This window comes from Mycobacterium pseudokansasii, from assembly GCF_900566075.1.
GTDB lineage: Bacteria > Actinomycetota > Actinomycetes > Mycobacteriales > Mycobacteriaceae > Mycobacterium > Mycobacterium pseudokansasii.
On sequence record NZ_UPHU01000001.1, the window covers coordinates 31,951 to 47,637 of the forward strand.

General features: G+C 66.5%; 18 protein-coding genes and 1 tRNA gene. 12 read left to right on the forward strand and 7 right to left on the reverse strand.

The window, feature by feature from the left end; all coding sequences use genetic code 11:
* Positions 1-26: 26 nt before the first annotated feature.
* Positions 27-494 (reverse strand): FHA domain-containing protein FhaB/FipA, encoded by a 468-nt coding sequence (locus EET10_RS00165; RefSeq protein ID WP_023369070.1) that lies wholly within the window; start codon positions 492-494, stop codon positions 27-29.
* Positions 495-619: 125 nt separating this feature from the next.
* Positions 620-2,347 (reverse strand): FHA domain-containing protein, encoded by a 1,728-nt coding sequence (locus EET10_RS00170; protein ID WP_036404756.1) that lies wholly within the window; start codon positions 2,345-2,347, stop codon positions 620-622.
* Positions 2,348-2,628: 281 nt separating this feature from the next.
* On the opposite strand from EET10_RS00170, the gene EET10_RS00175 reads away from it, so the two are divergent.
* The 4 genes from EET10_RS00175 (at position 2,629) to EET10_RS00190 (ending at position 6,429) form a co-directional block, all read left to right on the forward strand.
* Positions 2,629-2,711: transfer RNA gene (locus EET10_RS00175), tRNA-Leu, on the forward strand.
* Positions 2,712-2,816: 105 nt separating this feature from the next.
* Positions 2,817-3,083 carry a YdeI/OmpD-associated family protein gene (locus EET10_RS00180; protein ID WP_036404759.1) on the forward strand — a complete coding sequence of 89 codons (267 nt, stop codon included), beginning with the start codon at positions 2,817-2,819 and terminating at the stop codon, positions 3,081-3,083.
* Positions 3,084-3,354: 271 nt separating this feature from the next.
* Entirely contained in the window at positions 3,355-4,656 is a 1,302-nt protein-coding gene (locus EET10_RS00185) for an ammonium transporter (RefSeq protein WP_063467348.1), read from the forward strand.
* Between the two features lie 240 nt (positions 4,657-4,896).
* Entirely contained in the window at positions 4,897-6,429 is a 1,533-nt protein-coding gene (locus EET10_RS00190; RefSeq protein WP_122501802.1) for a PPE family protein, read from the forward strand.
* A gap of 6 nt (positions 6,430-6,435) precedes the next feature.
* On the opposite strand, the gene EET10_RS00195 is transcribed toward EET10_RS00190, so the two are convergent.
* The 4 genes from EET10_RS00195 to EET10_RS00210 form a co-directional block, all read right to left on the reverse strand.
* Complete coding sequence (locus EET10_RS00195) at positions 6,436-6,735, reverse strand: GNAT family N-acetyltransferase (RefSeq protein WP_036404765.1); 300 nt, start codon at positions 6,733-6,735, stop codon at positions 6,436-6,438.
* Positions 6,732-7,709, reverse strand: coding sequence for a pirin family protein (locus EET10_RS00200; RefSeq protein WP_036404767.1), 978 nt, complete (start codon positions 7,707-7,709; stop codon positions 6,732-6,734). The genes EET10_RS00195 and EET10_RS00200 overlap by 4 nt, the downstream gene beginning before the upstream one ends.
* A gap of 63 nt (positions 7,710-7,772) precedes the next feature.
* Positions 7,773-9,155 carry an acyl-CoA dehydrogenase family protein gene (locus EET10_RS00205; RefSeq protein ID WP_122501803.1) on the reverse strand — a complete coding sequence of 461 codons (1,383 nt, stop codon included), beginning with the start codon at positions 9,153-9,155 and terminating at the stop codon, positions 7,773-7,775.
* 83 nt (positions 9,156-9,238) lie between these two features.
* Positions 9,239-9,655 carry a WhiB family transcriptional regulator gene (locus EET10_RS00210; protein WP_036404769.1) on the reverse strand — a complete coding sequence of 139 codons (417 nt, stop codon included), beginning with the start codon at positions 9,653-9,655 and terminating at the stop codon, positions 9,239-9,241.
* A gap of 155 nt (positions 9,656-9,810) precedes the next feature.
* Here EET10_RS00210 and EET10_RS00215 point away from each other — a divergent pair, with 155 nt between their 5' ends.
* Genes EET10_RS00215 through EET10_RS00240 form a run of 6 tightly spaced genes read left to right on the forward strand, consistent with a single transcriptional unit; the run spans position 9,811 to position 13,839 of the window.
* A complete protein-coding gene (locus EET10_RS00215) occupies positions 9,811-10,617 on the forward strand; it encodes a helix-turn-helix domain-containing protein (RefSeq protein WP_051490598.1) in 807 nt (268 codons plus the stop codon).
* Complete coding sequence (locus EET10_RS00220) at positions 10,614-11,426, forward strand: C40 family peptidase (RefSeq protein WP_063467346.1); 813 nt, start codon at positions 10,614-10,616, stop codon at positions 11,424-11,426. The genes EET10_RS00215 and EET10_RS00220 overlap by 4 nt, the downstream gene beginning before the upstream one ends.
* 45 nt (positions 11,427-11,471) lie before the next feature.
* Positions 11,472-11,858, forward strand: a complete 387-nt coding sequence (locus EET10_RS00225; RefSeq protein ID WP_036404776.1) for a DUF4226 domain-containing protein — start codon at positions 11,472-11,474, stop codon at positions 11,856-11,858.
* Between the two features lie 38 nt (positions 11,859-11,896).
* A complete protein-coding gene (locus EET10_RS00230; protein WP_081260596.1) occupies positions 11,897-13,168 on the forward strand; it encodes a DUF4226 domain-containing protein in 1,272 nt (423 codons plus the stop codon).
* Positions 13,169-13,208: 40 nt separating this feature from the next.
* Complete coding sequence (locus tag EET10_RS00235) at positions 13,209-13,526, forward strand: ESX-1 secretion-associated protein (protein ID WP_082273286.1); 318 nt, start codon at positions 13,209-13,211, stop codon at positions 13,524-13,526.
* 7 nt (positions 13,527-13,533) lie between these two features.
* Positions 13,534-13,839, forward strand: coding sequence for a DUF2694 family protein (locus EET10_RS00240; protein WP_036404781.1), 306 nt, complete (start codon positions 13,534-13,536; stop codon positions 13,837-13,839).
* Positions 13,840-13,843: 4 nt separating this feature from the next.
* Here EET10_RS00240 and EET10_RS29395 read toward each other — a convergent pair whose 3' ends face one another.
* On the reverse strand, positions 13,844-13,987 hold the full coding sequence (locus EET10_RS29395; protein WP_167480105.1) for a hypothetical protein: 144 nt from the start codon (positions 13,985-13,987) through the stop codon (positions 13,844-13,846).
* Positions 13,988-14,067: 80 nt separating this feature from the next.
* Here EET10_RS29395 and EET10_RS00245 point away from each other — a divergent pair, with 80 nt between their 5' ends.
* On the forward strand, positions 14,068-15,300 hold the full coding sequence (locus tag EET10_RS00245) for a DUF5631 domain-containing protein (RefSeq protein ID WP_036404785.1): 1,233 nt from the start codon (positions 14,068-14,070) through the stop codon (positions 15,298-15,300).
* 57 nt (positions 15,301-15,357) lie between these two features.
* A complete protein-coding gene (locus EET10_RS00250; protein ID WP_099187871.1) occupies positions 15,358-15,678 on the forward strand; it encodes a DUF2710 family protein in 321 nt (106 codons plus the stop codon).
* The last annotated feature ends 9 nt before the right edge of the window (positions 15,679-15,687 follow it).

Genomic DNA, 15,687 nt, shown 5'->3' on the forward strand with positions numbered 1-15,687 from the left:
CCCCACTGCGTCGCCGCCTGCGCGGGTCACGGGCGCAACTCGATTGCCGTCTTGCCGATCCGAACCGGCACCCCAATCGGAACTCGTACTGCAGTCGTCACCTTCGCCCTGTCAAGGTAAGTGCCGTTGGTCGATCCTAAGTCCTCGACGTACCATTCCGATCCCCGCTGAGAGAGCCTGGCGTGCCGTGTCGAGGCGTAGTCGTCGGTCAACACCAAGGTGGAGTCGTCCGCGCGTCCGATCAGCACGGGCTGTCCGCTCAACGTGATGCGCGCGCCCGCCAGCGCGCCCTCGGTCACGACGAGGTAGCGTGCCGTCTGCCTGCGCTGGCGCGACGGTAGTAGCGTGCCGCGCAACGCCAACCCGCGGCGCACCATGACGGCGCCGGTGGGTGCGTAGATGTCGGTGCGCAGCACCCGCAGCACCGACCAGATGAACAGCCATAACAGCATTAAGAAGCCGGCACGCGTCAGTTGCAGTACTAACCCCTGCATCTGGCGTCCTTTCCGTCCTGGTGCTGCCACCCCCGCGCCGGTGATGCCGAGAAGTTCAGCAAAGTCACGATACTGGTCAGGCGGTCGGTGCGAGGACAAGCGAGGCAGCATTGTGCCCAGAGGGTTCAGTGAATGCGGACGATGATCTCGGAATGGCCCAAGCGGATCACGTCGCCGTCGGCCAATTGCCACTCCTGTACCGGTGCGTTGTTGACAGTCGTGCCGTTGGTGGAGTTCAGGTCCGTCAGTAGCGCGACCTGGCCGTCCCAACGGATCTCCAAGTGCCGGCGTGAGACCCCGGTGTCCGGCAACCGGAACTGAGCGTCCTGTCCGCGCCCGATGATGTTGGAGCCGTCGCGGAGCTGATACGTACGGCCGCTGCCATCGTCGAGCTGCAGCGTCACCGCATTTCCGGGTGACCCGTAGCCACCTTGCCCATAACCGCCGTAGCCGCCCGCCGGCTGACCATAGTCGGGAGCAGCCGGCTGGCCGTAGTCGTAGTCGCGAGCCGGCTCGGCGTACCCGCCGCCTTGGGCGGGGTAGCCCCCGGGGGCCGACGTTTCGGCGTACTGGGTGTAGTCCCCTGAACCGTATTCTTGACGGCCGTATCCGCCGCCACCCTGCTGATAGCCCTGGTCGTAGCCGCCTTGCTCGTAGCCGGCACCCTGGTCGGGATAGGCCGGCCGCTGTGGTTCCGGCGGGGCCTGTGGCGGAGCGCCGGGACCACCAGGAGCGCCGTAGCCACCGTCCTCCTGGCGCGCGGGTTCACGGCCGTAGTCGCCGTAGCCGCCGTAGCCGGGTTGGCCGCCGGGTGGCTGGCCGTAGCCGCCGCCCGGTGGTTGGCCGTAGCCGCTCGGCGGTTGTCCGTACCCGCTGGGTGGTTGTCCGTACCCGCTGGGTGGTTGGCCGTAGCCGCTGCCCTGGCGGTAACCCTGGTCGTAGCCGGGTCCGGAATAGCCGGGCGGACGCTGCTCGTACGACGAGGGATAGCCCTGGTCCTGGTAGCCGCCCTGGTCCTGGTACCCGCGTTGTTCGGGGTAGCCGCCCTGGTCCTGGTAGCCGCGTTGTTCGGGGTAGCCGCCCTGGTCCTGGTAGCCGCGTTGTTCGGGGTAGCCGCCCTGGTCTTGGTAGCCGCGTTGTTCGGGGTAGCCGCCCTGGTCTTGGTAGCCCTGTTCGGGGTAGCCGCCGCCCTGGTCCGGCTGACGTGGTGGCGGTGGGTATCCGGGCTGGGGTGGGTAACCGCCGCCTTCCGGCGGATATCCGCCGCGCGGGTCCGGCCCGGCGGGCGAGCCACTGCGTGGCTCCTCTTGCGGACGCGCGTACCGGTCGTCGTAGTACTCGTCGGGCCCCTGCCCCGGACCGCCGCGGTAGCTCGAATTGTCAGTCATCGGTCGTACTCCTGGTTCTGCGCCAAACGCGTGGTTCGATTGTGGCCGGGCGTAAGCGGTGACCGTCGGGCGGGGCTCGACGTCGGGGTTAACAGTGCCGCGGGCGCGGAACTGGCCGGTATGCAGGTTCGGCGATTGCTCGAACCGGACCACCACATCACCATACGTTTGCCACCCCTGTTCTTGGATATAGTCCGCCAAGTACCGAGCAAATGCCTTCGACGTGAGATCCGGGTCTGCGCCCAATTTCTCCGAGTCGTGCACACTGAGGGTAATGATGTACTCGTTGGGCGCCAAAAGGCGATTTCCCTCGAGTGAACGCACACCGTCCGCGGCTTCCCGTCGCAACAGGGCTTCCACCTCTTGCGGGACGATCGATCCCCCGAACATCCGGGCAAATGCGTCCCCGACGGTTGACTCGAGTTTGCGCTCGATGCGCTGAACCAGGCCCTTCTGACTGTCCATTTTTCAGCGCTCGCCTCACTAGATTCTGGTCATCGTCGGCGCGAGGCAAACGACTCGCCCGCATGTCGGGGTCACAAAACATGCTATCGGCACACCGTGACGCAGTGGCACCGTGAGAATCCTGAGAAAGCATCGCGCAGGTGACAGGCCAGTACCAAGGACCGCCAAGGCCGAGCGAGTCCCGCTCCGCCCGACGCCCACTCCCCCGTCGCGGGTTGTCGACCTGTCGGCGGCGGTTGGGGCGTGCGGCTACTACAGTGGTATGGTCCTCCGGTTGTTTCGGGCGAGTGGCGGAATGGCAGACGCGCTGGCTTCAGGTGCCAGTGTCCTTCGGGACGTGGGGGTTCAAGTCCCCCTTCGCCCACTGTTTGCGGGTGAACCGCGCCGGGGGTGTCGAGTAGTGCACCCCGCCGCGGTTCATTCACCGCATCCATGAGCTGGAAATCCTCGCCGAGAAGAAGGTGGCCCGGTGAATCGTGCCCAAGTGCCCGGCGGCGTGGTGCATCGGCTGCCCGCCGACCTGCGTGACGCGTTGATCGCCAACGCAACGGCGCTGGCTGCCTGGAACGACATCACGCCGTTGGCGCGCAACGAGTTCATCTGTTGGGTCGAGGACGCCAAGCAACCGACGACCCGAGAGCGGCGCATCCGCCGGACCCAGGAGGAGCTGGAAGAAGGCAAGCGCCGTCCCTGCTGCTGGCCGGGGTGCCGGCATCGCGAACGTACTGGCGGGTAACGCCTTCTTCGGAGCGCGTTCCTGAGTGCGAGCTGCCGCTGGGCCCGATCGCCGCATTGCCGTCTCAAATTCGGCTCAACACCGCCTTGTCCCGCACCGCCGCAGCGGTGCGTCAGGACCCGCCGTCGGTCGCGGCGACCGTTGCTTCGGCCGGAATTGGCGTAAGGGCGACCTCGATAGCCACCTTCGTCAACAGCGTCTACCGTCTATCCGTCTATGGCGAAAATGCGCGCCGGGAGTCTTATCGACGACGATCGAAGGAGCCGCAGAGTTGGACATCGATCCTGCTGCGACCGCGTGGCTGCTGGCCAGCACCGCATTGGTGCTGCTGATGACGCCCGGGTTGGCGATTTTCTACGGGGGCATGGTCCGTACTACCGGCGTGCTCAACATGATCATGATGAGCTTCATCTCCATACCGCTGGTGACTGTGGCATGGTTGCTGGTCGGTTACAGCCTGGCGTTTTCCGATGGCGGCGCGGGCGGATTTCTGGGCGGACTGGCGCATGCCGGGATGCTCGGCATAAGCCCGCAGACCTTGCACGGGTCGGTGCCCGAACTGCTGTATGCCACCTTCCAGCTGAGCTTCGCGATCATCACCGCCGCCCTGGTCAGCGGCGCCATCGCCGACCGGGCCAGGTTCGCGGCCTGGATGGTGTTCGTGCCCATCTGGGCGGTGGCGGTGTATTGCGTTATCGCGCACTGGGTGTGGGCACCGAGCGGGTGGCTGTTCAAGATGGGGGTGCTCGACTATGCGGGCGGGCTGGTCGTCGAGATCGTCTCGGGTTCCTCGGCGCTCGCATTGGCGCTGGTATTGGGTCCGCGCATCGGCTTCAAGGTAGAAGCCATGCGCCCGCACAACCTGCCGTTCGTGCTACTCGGCGTGGGACTGCTGTGGTTTGGCTGGTTCGGGTTCAACGCCGGTTCGGCGCTGGCCGCCAACGGACTGGCCGCCGCGATCTTCCTCAACACCCTGGTCGCCGGCTGCCTGGGCATGCTGGGATGGCTTGCGGTGGAACAGTTTCGGGACGGCAAGCCGACCACCTTCGGCGCCGCCTCCGGTGTGGTCGCCGGCTTGGTGGCGATCACGCCGTCGTGCGGCACGGTGAACACCCTGGGCGCCGCCGTCGTCGGGCTGGTGGCGGGCGTCGTGTGCTCGTTCGCGATCGCGGTGAAGTTCAAACTCAACTATGACGACTCTCTTGACGTCGTTGGGGTGCACTTCGTCGGCGGAGTGGTCGGTGTGTTGTTGATCGGGCTGCTCGCCACCGCGGTGATGACCCAAGGCCCGAAGGGACTCTTCTACGGGGGCGGGATGGGTCAACTCGGCAAGCAGGCGCTGGCGATGGTGGTGGTAGCTCTCTACGCGTTCACGGTGAGCTATGTGCTGGCCCTGCTGATCGAGCGTTCCATGGGGTTCCGGCTCAGCCGAGAGGACGAGGTGAGCGGCGTCGACCTCACCCAGCACGCCGAGACCGCTTATCCGGAGGGCGTCTACGGGCATCAGGCCCCCCGACGCCCGTCGTTGGGCGGCGCGTCTCGTCCGCGTCCGAATGAGGACGAAGACACCTGAGCCGCGCCTGCGTTATCGGGGTCGGCGTGCTTGTCGGGTGACGGCGACTCGCGGACAGATCGATCGGCATCGGTTTAGCCGATCCGCTGGCGGGTTAATTGTCGTGAGGTAGCGAAACACTCGCCTGTGGCCGTGCGCATGGTCCAGCACCCGGACGGCCGAAGGGGCCAACGCGCCGGGGGGATAGCCGATGACGACGTTCGCTGTGGCCAGCGCCGGGTTCGTGATGCAGGACAGGTCATGACGGCGCCGGTGTGGATGGCGTTGCCACCCGAAGTGCATTCCGCGCTGTTGTCCAGTGGGCCTGGTCCGGGGCCGTTCCTGGCCGCCGCGGGCGCCTACCAGATGCTCGGCGCCGAGTACGATTCGGCGATCGCCGAACTCGCGGCCGTACTGAACGCGGTCCAGGGCGGTTCGTGGCAGGGACCCAGCGCCGAAGAGTACGTCACCGCGCATGCACCCTACCTGGCGTGGCTCGAGCAGGCCCGCGGCAAGAGCATTGCCGCCGGGCTACAGCACCACGTCGCCGCCCAGGCCTACACGGCGGCGCTGGCGACCATGCCGACCCTGGCCGAGCTGGCCGCGAACCACGTTGTGCATGGTGTGCTGGTCGCGACCAATTTCTTCGGCATCAACACGATCCCGATCGCGCTCAACGAGGCGGATTACTTCCGCATGTGGGTTCAGGCCGCCACCACGATGAGCCTCTATCAAACAGTGTCGAACGTTGCAGCGGACTCCGTCCCGGCCACATCGCCGGCGCCGACGCTACTCAAGGCGGATACCAACGACGCCGCCGACCCCGCGCAGCTGGCGGCCATGGCGCCGGCCACCGACGCCGGCAACCAACTGAACCTCGCGGACCTGGTTTGGCAACTGCTACAGGCATACATCAACTACGTCGAGCAGCTCTATGCGCCGATCATCAATTTCTTGCAGGACCCGGTGGGCAACGGCATGCAGTTGATCACCGATTTCTTGACCAATCCGTCGCAGGCGTTGGTCGCGTGGGGGCCGTTCCTGTTCGCCGTTGCCTACCAGGTCTTCTCCTGGGTCGCGGCGTCACTCACCTATCCCCAACTGATACTCGACCCGCTGCTCGGGACGATTCTGCGGGTAGTGATCGGCGTGGGTGAACAACTTGTGGTTCAGGTTCCGGCGGCAGCCGCAGCGGGTGAAATCGCCGATGGGGCCAGCTGGTCCGTGGCGTCAGCCGCGCACCCCGTGGTCTGGCCGACGGTGGGTGTGGCTTCGAGCGTGACGGCTCCGGTCGGCGCGCCGGCTGCCTCGGCAGCGGCGGGTGCCGGCACTGCGCCCGCCGCACCGGCGGCTCCGGCGGCGACGGCGACTTACGCCGTGGGCGGCTTCGACCCTGATGAAGGCTTCCCGCCCGCGTTGACCCATAACAGCGGTGCCAAGGCGCCGTCGGTCGGTGTGGCCGCCCCGGCCGCGGCGGACTCGGCACGCGAACAACGGCATGCTCGTCGCCGACGCAAGGCGACGGCGCCGCAGCGTCAGTACGCCGACGAGTTCATGGATGTGGACAGCGACGCCGAAAACGGCCTCCCTGAAGACGTTGAGGACGTTGGAGACCTGCGCGCCGCCGTATCCAGCCGAGGGGCCGGCGCGATCGGCTTCGGCGGTACCGCGGCCACGGACAACGCTCGTGCGGCCGGATTGATCACGCTGCCCGCCCACGGCTTCGACGACGGTCCGACCAGCCCGATGCTGCCGGCCACGTGGGACTCCGACGGCTCGGACGCGCGGACTTAGACCGACTTAGACCGGGTCGGTGATGTCGGCGTATTCGGGATGTTTCTTGAGCACGGTGACGACCATGGAGCAGACCGGGACGATGCGCTTACCGTCCGCTCGCGCCTCCTCCAGCGCCTTCTCGACAAGAATGGTTGCCAGCCCGCGACCGCCGAACCTCGGGTCGACTTCGGTGTGGTCGAAGACCCGCTGGTTGCCGCGGTCGAGGTAGGTGGCGAAGCCGACGATCTTGCCCTCGACCGCGATCGTGTACTTGCCCTCCTCTGCGGTGATCGTGGTCTCAGCGTCGGCGTTGTCGGCAGTCATCCGGTTTCCTTCCGGTCGGATATCGGTCTGGGAAGCAGTCGGGTGCTCGGCAGTGGCGGGGCGGGTAGCCGCGGCACCCGGCCCTGGTATCCGCTGACGGCGCCGAATCGTTCGTCGCCGTCGAGCCATAACCGTCGATAGGTGACGATCTCGTCGTGACTGCGCCCGACGAAGTTCCACCACATCACCAATTCCTCGGTGAACGGCTTGCCGCCCAGCACTAGCAGGCGTCCGGGTCGTGGTCCGGCGTTACGCAGGTGCAGGGTGGCGATGCCCGGACCTTGATAGCCCAGGTCGCCGACCGTAAGAGCGGTCCCGCCAAGCTCTATGTCACCGACATCGCAGAGCACCCCGTGCTCGAATGTCGGGTCGATGTCGACGTCCAGCGCAGCGTTGGTGTCCAGATCGATCTGGGCACCCAGCAGCGGCGTGAACGTATGTGCCGGCGAACGGCTTCCGGCAAGTTCGCCGAGAAATACCCGTACCGCCGCACCCGGCAGCGACACCGGCGCGGGCGTGTGGTGCGCGAAGTCGCGCCCGGTATCACGAGCGGAGTCAGGAAGCGCAACCCACAACTGGGCTCCATGCAGAACGCCGGATCCGACGGAGACTTCGGAGTGGCAGATCCCCGCGCCTGCGGTCATCAGGTTCAGCTCGCCGGGTCGGACTATCGCGTGCACACCCGCGCTGTCGCGGTGTTCCACCTCGCCGCTGAACAACCAGCTCACCGTTTGCAGCCCGGTGTGCGGATGAGGCGCGACATCCATACGCGCGGCGGCTCCGGTCACGGGGCCGTAGCGGTCGAGAAAACACCAGGCGCCTATCAGTGATCGCTGCCGCTGCGGCACGGTGCGTTGTACCGGGATCGCTCGTGGTCCGCCCAAGGGAACCTCGCGCGGGTGCAGCACCTCGATACCCGCGGTCTGTGAAGCGTTACAGGCAACTTCAGCCGGTGCGGCTTCGAGGTTACTCATCGTCCCCCTTCTCGTCGGCATGGGGTGCGCTGTCCGGCCCGATGCCGCGACCCTACGCCGGCTTTACCGGCCCGGCGGCCGCAGCACCTTCATGGCCGCCCGCATCACCGGTTCGGGGAGCCGGTCCTGAATCGACAGCGCGGCGTCGGCGGCTCGCGATCTCAGCGGCGTGCCCCGACCGAAGATCCGGTTCAGCGGTCCGCCGGACGGTTCGAGCACGACATGTAGCGGCGGGGTGCCGACGGCAGCGCCGAGCGCGTTCGAGATGACCATCCGCTGGATCTCGCTGGTGCCTTCGAAGATGGTGTACAGCTTGGCATCTCGATACCACTTTTCCACCGGGTGATCGGTGATGTAGCCCCAGCCGCCCATGGTTTGGATAGCGCGTTCGGTGGCCTTGATGGCGACCTCGCTGGCGGCCAGCTTCGACATCGAGCCCTCACCCCGCTCGAAAGGCACTCCGTTGGCCGCCATCCAGGAGGCCCGCCACGTCAGCAGCCGGGCGGCATCGATCTGAGTTGCCAAGTCCGCCAACGGAAACGCGATGCCCTGGTTGTCGATGATGGGCCCGCCGAACGCCTCGCGCTCGGTGGCATACGACGTCGCGTACTCCACTGCGGCGCGGGCAATCCCGATAGCCTGGGCGGCCACCATGGGGCGGGTCTGCTCGAAAGTGCCCAAAGTCGCCGAGCTGGAACGCTTTCCACCGGCAACGATTTCGCGGGCTTTGGCAAGTTTGTGTTCAAGCTTCTCCTGTCCGCCAAGTAGGTTGGCGCCTGGGACCCGGACGCCGTTGAATCGCAACTCCGCGGTGTGCGAAGCGCGGCAACCCAGTTTGTCGAGCTTTCGCACCAGTTCCAGTCCCGGCGTGCCGCCGGGTACGACGAACAGCGCCTGACCCCGGTGGCCGAGATCCTCGTCGACCACGGCGTTGACCACGTGCACGTTGGCGATTCCCCCGTTGCCGATCCACATCTTGTGTCCGTCGATGATCCAGTCGTCGCCGTCGCGACGGGCACGGGTGCGCAGATTGCGGACGTCGCTGCCGCCTTCGGGTTCTGAGATCGCCAGCGCCGCGAGCTTGAGATCACCTGGGGTGCCGAAACATTCCGGCGCCCACTGCAGCATCTGCTCCGGGGAGGCGGCCTGGCCGATGGCCGACAGTGCCAGCGCGGGCATGACGATCGCCAGGCCGATTCCGGCGCACCCCCAGAACAGCTCCTCCATGAACATGGGTAGCGACAGGCCCGTCGGATCGCCGATCAGATCGCGGTAGAACAGCGGGCTGTAGAACCCGCGCCGGGACGCCTCCTCGAGCACCGGCCAGGGAAACGCCTGGCGCTGGTCGTAATCCAGCGCCACCGGCCGAATCACCTCTTCGGCGAACTCGTGCGTGCGCCGGGCCAGATCGTGTTGTGCTGCCGTCGGTGTCAGGTCGAACGTCACGGAGCGCCTTCGGGGTCGAACTCTCGGTTACCCGGATCTACCCCGAAAGCCAACTCAGCAAACTGATTGGCCTCGTCATCCCGCTACGCCGCGGAGCGGGGGCCTACCCGTGCCGCCGACAGGTGCAACACCACCGCGGTCACCGGGCGGGCGTCGCGTTCAGTGCGCGCCAGCAGAGCAGCGTTCTCCGGCAGTTGTCTGGCGTTGATCTCACCGGCGGCGATCCGCCGCAGTATCTCGTGAGCCTGAGCCAGTTGCGTCCGCTTGCGGTACTGGCCCCCGGGAAGTTTGACACCGGCCCACACGCCGTACTCCTCGCGATACTTGACGGCTCGTTCGGCGCACAGGCGTTGCTGCGCCAGTGGGCAGCGGCGCAGGCACTGAATTCGAGCCTCGGTGGCGGACCGCTCATACGCGCGAGCCTTCGCCGCCCCGTCGCCGCTGTCGTCGTCGGGGTAGCCGAACCACAGTTCCGGGTTGCCTGTGCACGGGGTAGCCATGTCTGTTGTCTCCTTCTCCGACGAAAGTCCTCTGAAACGTAGGCAAAAGCGTATACACGCGGATCGCGGCTTGGCAAGCGAAACGTGACAAAAACGTATATAAACGCGACAGGCGCCCGGCCATGTGTAATATCCGACTATGGCCGGAGCCTGCGGTGAGCCGTGAATCGGCTGGCGCGGCCATCCGCGCATTGCGCGAGTCGCGCGACTGGTCGCTTGCCGACCTGGCCGCCGCAACGGGCGTCAGCATCATGGGGCTCAGCTATTTGGAGCGCGGCGCTCGCAAGCCACATAAAGGTACAGTTCAGAAGGTCGAAAACGGACTTGGCCTGCCCCCGGGCACCTATTCTCGGCTGTTGGTCGCCGCAGATCCCGATGCGGAGCTGGCGCGGCTTATGGCAGCCCAGCCCCCTACGGCAACGTCGCCGCGACGCCCCGGCACCGTGGTGGTTGACCGTCACGGTGACACCGATGTGCTCGAGGGTTACGCCGAAGCCCAGCTCGATACCCTCAGATCCGTCATCGATAGACTACCGTCGACGACATCAAATGAATATGAGACGTATATTCTGTCCGTGGTCTCACAGTGCGTGAAGGCGGAGATGCTGGCGGCAAGCTCTTGGCGGGTGGCGGTCAACTCCGGTTCGGAGTCCAGCGACCGACTGATGCAACATCTGCAGGCGCTCGAGGCGATGCGCAGCACGTTGCTGAAGCGGATGCCGACCAGCTTGAGCGCGCGATTCGATCGGGCATGCGCGCAGTCACCGCTACCGGAAGCCGTCATCGCCGCGCTGATCGGAGTGAGCACCGACGAAATGTGGGAGATCCGCAATAGAGGGGTCATCCCCCCGGGAGCTCTGCCCCGTGTCCGCGCGTTCGTGGACACAATGGCGGCCGCCGAGGCTATGGAGACGGCGGCCGCGTACCAGACACACCACAGCGGCGGAGAACAAGACCGGTGAACCTCACCGAAATCGAGGTGTTGAGTCGCGCCCACCAGCTTTTTGACGGCGGTGGTCTGCCACCGACGCTGAACGTTGAGAAAGCACACCACGAGCAACTGCTGCGCCGCGCCACCGGGCTCAATGTCGATGCTGCCCGGGGTCGGTACGAACGCCGCGCAACCGACAGCAGGGAAGCCCTGTTGTCTGCGGCTCGAACGGACGCGGCCGTCGCCGCGGTCATCGCCGGCGCGCACCGGGACCGGGACCGGGCGCGCCAGGTGACCGGAAGCATCGTCGAACAGGCCCGTACGGATGTGACCGTCACCCCGGTGACGCCGATGGCCCAGCGCGAGGCGATCCGTCGGCGCGTCGCACGGTTGCGCGCGCAACGAGCGCATGTCTTGTCGGCCCACCTCCGGGCACGACGGCATCGGGCCGCGCTGCGCGCGCTCCGGTACCGGATGTTGCGAGATGGCAGCCGGGCAATGGGCGACCGAGCCGGGATCGCCGTGCGGGCCGCGCTGTCACGGCTGGGCTGCCCGTATGTGTGGGGCGCGACGGGACCCAGCCAATTCGACTGTTCCGGATTGGTCCAATGGGCCTACGCACAGGCGGGCGTTCACCTGGACCGCACGACCTATCAACAGCTCCATGACGGGATAGCCGTGCCGCGTTCCCAGGTGCGCCCCGGTGATCTCGTCTTTCCGCATCCGGGACACGTCCAGATGGCGATTGGCAACAACCTGGTTGTCGAGGCTCCGTACTCGGGTGCTTCGGTGCGGGTCAGCCGGTTGGGCAGCGACGTCCGGATCCGCAGACCGCTGTGAGTGATTAACGCCCGGTCGGGCGGGCAGGATGGGAAGGTTGAACCCATGTCGGAGCAAGCCGGATCGTCGCCGGATGCCATCGCGGCGCGGCGGGCGCTGCTGGGTCGGCAATACGAGGCGATCGTCGAGGCCGACCGCGCGCTGGCCGACGCTCTTGCCAGCGCACACGCCGCGATGAGGGACAGCATTCGCCGGCTGGACGAGGTTGCAGCCGACATCGAGCGTGCCGTTTCCGACCAGGCGGAGCTCGCCGTCGACACTCCCGTGGGAGGCCGTGAGTTTCAGCGATTCCTGCTCGACAAGCAACGCGAGATCACCGCGATCGTGGCCGACGCGCGCGAGCTCGATCGCACCAAAAGTGCTGTGCTGGCCCGATTGCTGGCGCAGTATGCCGGCCCCGCAGGTTCGCTGAGCACCGGCGAGCCGAGGTGAATTGTGGGCACCCGAGCACCTGGGTACTGTCACGCGGCATGGCAGGGTCGCGTGATCGCCCGCAGCGGAACGAATCTGCATCCGCACCGCCGGATAGCGGTCAGACAAGAGCCGCCGATGCGATCGCAGGAGCGGAAGCCGCTCTGGCACATCAGAATTCGGCGAGTTCGCAGCTCGACTTGCAAGTTATTTCGGCGATCCTCAACGCACACCTGACCGCTGTCGAGGGTCGCGACGCGCTCGACCAACTTCAGCGGGAGACCGAAGCGGCGGTCCGGACCCGATCGGATCTGGACACACCGGCGGGAGCCCGCGATTTCCAGCGGTTCCTGATCGGCAAGCTCAGAGATATCCGCCAGGTGGTCGCCTACGCCAGCCTCGACGACACGTCCAAGGCGACCCTGATGGCGGCGTGGACGTCGCTGTACAACGCCTCGAAGGACGGCCCGGGGCCGGTCGCCCCGGGGCCGGCGACGCCCGCACCCGCAGCCGGTGATGGTGCCGGTCAGCAGGCGGATCTGCTGTCTGGCGACCCTCTTCTCGATTCGTTGTTGTTCGACGATCCGGCGTTTCCCGACGGGGACGCCCCGATGCCCGGCACCAGTTCCCCGGCGCCGCAGATGGCACCGACGATGCCCGGCATGCCCAACCTCGGCGGCCTACCGATGCCGGGATTACCGGCAGGGGCAACGTCACCGATGCCCGGCCTCGGCGGGGGTGGGTCTCCGCTTTCGGGATTACTTCGGGGATCTGAACCAGGACTCGCCGACCGTGACGAACGCGAACTGGATTCCGGCGGTCCCGACCACGCGCGAGCCGGCCACCCCGATGACCCCAAAGACGACCGGGAAGACCAGGGAGACACCGAGGCGCAACCATCACCGGACAAGCCGGACTCGCCACCGACCGGACCGACCACCGTCACGTTGCCCAACGGTGAGACGGTCACCGCCGCCGACCCCCGACTCGCAGCGGCCATCAAGGCCGCCGCCGGTGGAGTGCCGATCCCAGATGCGTTCCGACAGCAGGGAATTGCCCTGCCGCCGCCGGGTACGGCGGTCACCGACCCAATAGACCCGGCTCGGCTCGAACCCGGAGACATCGGCCTCTTCATCGATCGGCATGCGCTCGCGCTTGGCCGCAACAAGGCACTGCTCGATGGCCAGATTCAACAGGTTTCCAGCATCGGCGGGCCGAGCTTCCTAGGCTGGGAGCATCCGCCCGCCACGGCGACCGCGACTGGGCCGGCCCGGGCCGGCGCACCGACACCTACCCGGCCGGCGGCTCCCTCGGCCGCTTCGCAATACTGACCCCGCCGGCCTGAGCGCCGGCACACAAAAGGAGACGCGGATGGCAGATCGAATCCATGTGGTGCCGGCGCACTTACGTGAAGCCGCCGGCCATCACCAGCAGACTTCGGAGTACCTGCGCACCGTGCCGTCGTCGCATGCGGCGATCCTGGAGAGCCTGGAGTCGCTCGGGCCGATCTTCGCCGAGCTTCGGGGCGCCGGCCGTGAACTCCTGGAGTTGCGGCGCCAGTGTTACGAGCAGCAAGCCGATGACCATGCCGATATCGCCCAGAGCCTGAGGGCGTCGGCCGCCATGTGGGAACGGCACGACCAAGACGCGGCACAGGACTTCAGCAGAGTCTTCGACCCCGATCGATGACAGGTCGATGACGGACGCCAATCCTGCTTTCGACACCGTGCACCCCAGCGGACACATCCTGGTTCGCTCCTGTCGTGGTGGCTACATGCATAGCGTCGCGCTGAGTGAGGGCGCCATGGACACCGATGCCGAGACTTTGGCCGAAGGCATCCTGCTGACCGCAGACGTTTCCTGCCTCAAAGCCTTGCTGGAAGTACGCGACGAGATCATCGCGGCCGGGCATACGCCCTCCGCCAGCGTTCCGACCGACCAAGATCTCGACGCGGCGATTGAAAAACTCTTGGCGCACCGACTGCGCCGGCGCCGGCGCTGACGCTCTAGAGCATCCAGGTCTTGGCGGTTTCGGGATCCGGGACGATATCGCTGGGCGGTTCGATGGGATTGGCGCCGAACAATTCTCGCGCCCGAGACAGCAAGGTCCGCACCTCGTCGAGTTGCTGCTGCAGCGCAGAATCAGCCATGGCTTTACGCTACCCAGGCCATGAGGACGGCACAATTCAGGCGTCTGGGGAGGCTCGCAGGGTCCCGGTACGCTTAGCCGGTGGCGATCTTCGGCAGGCGGTCGGCGCGCCAGCGCCTGCGGAGAGCGACGGAGGAATCCCTCACGATTCCGGCTTTCAGCTCTCCTCCCGATTGCACCCCTTGGGTGATCGGCGGGCTCTGGCCTGTCGAGCTGTCGCCGAACAACGCCGAAACCGCCGCGCTGGCAGCGTATCTGAAAGCCGACTTAGACCGGATCGTCAGTTCTGCCAACGACGAGTTGCGGACGCTCAGGTCAGCGGTGATGCTTGATTCCGCCCGCCGCGCGGCCGAAGCCGCGGTGATCGACGAGGCTCGCGCGCGGGCAATGCGACGAGTCGAGTCGACACTGCGGCAACTCCGCGGACAGCCTGCGCCGCCGGTCGTCCCGCGTCCGTCGGTCACCGCTGATTGGAGCCGGACGGATCTGGAGCGGACCCGGGTCCTCCCCGCCATCAAGGATGAGCAGCCGGGTGCTGCTGGCGACCTGGCGAGCACCCGAGTGCACCCTGTCGTTGAGGACGCCACGGGGGAAGAGCAACCGGCCGCCCACGAGAAGGAACCAGTCCAACAGGCTGCGCCTCCTGAAGCGGTGGTCACTGTGGCCGAGTCGGTGATTCCGGCGCGGGGCATGGCCGCGCCCGAACCCGACGACGAACGGCTGCAGCGGCTCCTGACCTTCGTGGCTCGTCAGGAACCGCGGCTGAACTGGGCGGTCGGGCAGCTCGCGGACGGGGTGACGGTACTGGTCACCGACCTGGCCCACGGTTGGGTACCTCCTGGGGTCATGCTCCCCGAAGGTGTGCAGTTGCTGAAGCCGAAGCGCCGTAGCGGCGGCGTCGCCAAGCTGATCGGTATGACGGCGCGTCTGGAGACCTATCGCCCCGGTGACTTCTTGGGCTGGACAAGTGACTTCACTCCGACCACGTCCTCGCCGAAGCCGCGCGAGCTACCGACGTTGGACCACCTGCTACCGGAGCTGAGTGGGGCTACCCGCTGGCGCGACGGACTGCCACGGATCGTGCACCTGCTGGCCCAGGCCGCGGCCGCCGGAGGCGGCGTCGGCGAAGACGAAATCGACCTGCTGCGCGTGCATCTCGATACCGCCCGGCATGAGGTCGTGGCCCAGTACCCGAATGTCGATGCCGCGTTGTTGCTCAACTGTATGTTGTTGGCGGCCACCGAAAGCGGGGTTACCGGAGATCCGGTATCAGCCAACTATCACTTTGCCTGGTTCCGCGAACTCAGCCGATAGCCGGTCAAGTTGGCGGACGGTTGAATTGACGCTGGTTGGAGCCGTCGACATACTGTTTTGGTGCCGGGGTCTGGTGATCGCGCGGAACTGAGCGACAAAGACCTCGTCGAATCGGTTCTTCGTGAGCTAAGCGAGGCGGCCGACAAGTGGGAAGCGCTTGTCGCACAGGCGGAAACCGTCACCTACAGCGTGGATCTGGGAGATGTTCACGCTGTTGCCAATTCGGACGGTCGGTTACTCGGGTTGACGTTGCATCCGGGCGTGATGACCGGCTATTCCCACGCGGAACTGGCCGACAGGTTGAACCTGGCGATCGCCGCGCTGCGCGAGGAAGCGGAGGCCGAGAATCGGGTGCGATACGGCGGCTCCTTGCACTGAGGCCGGCGC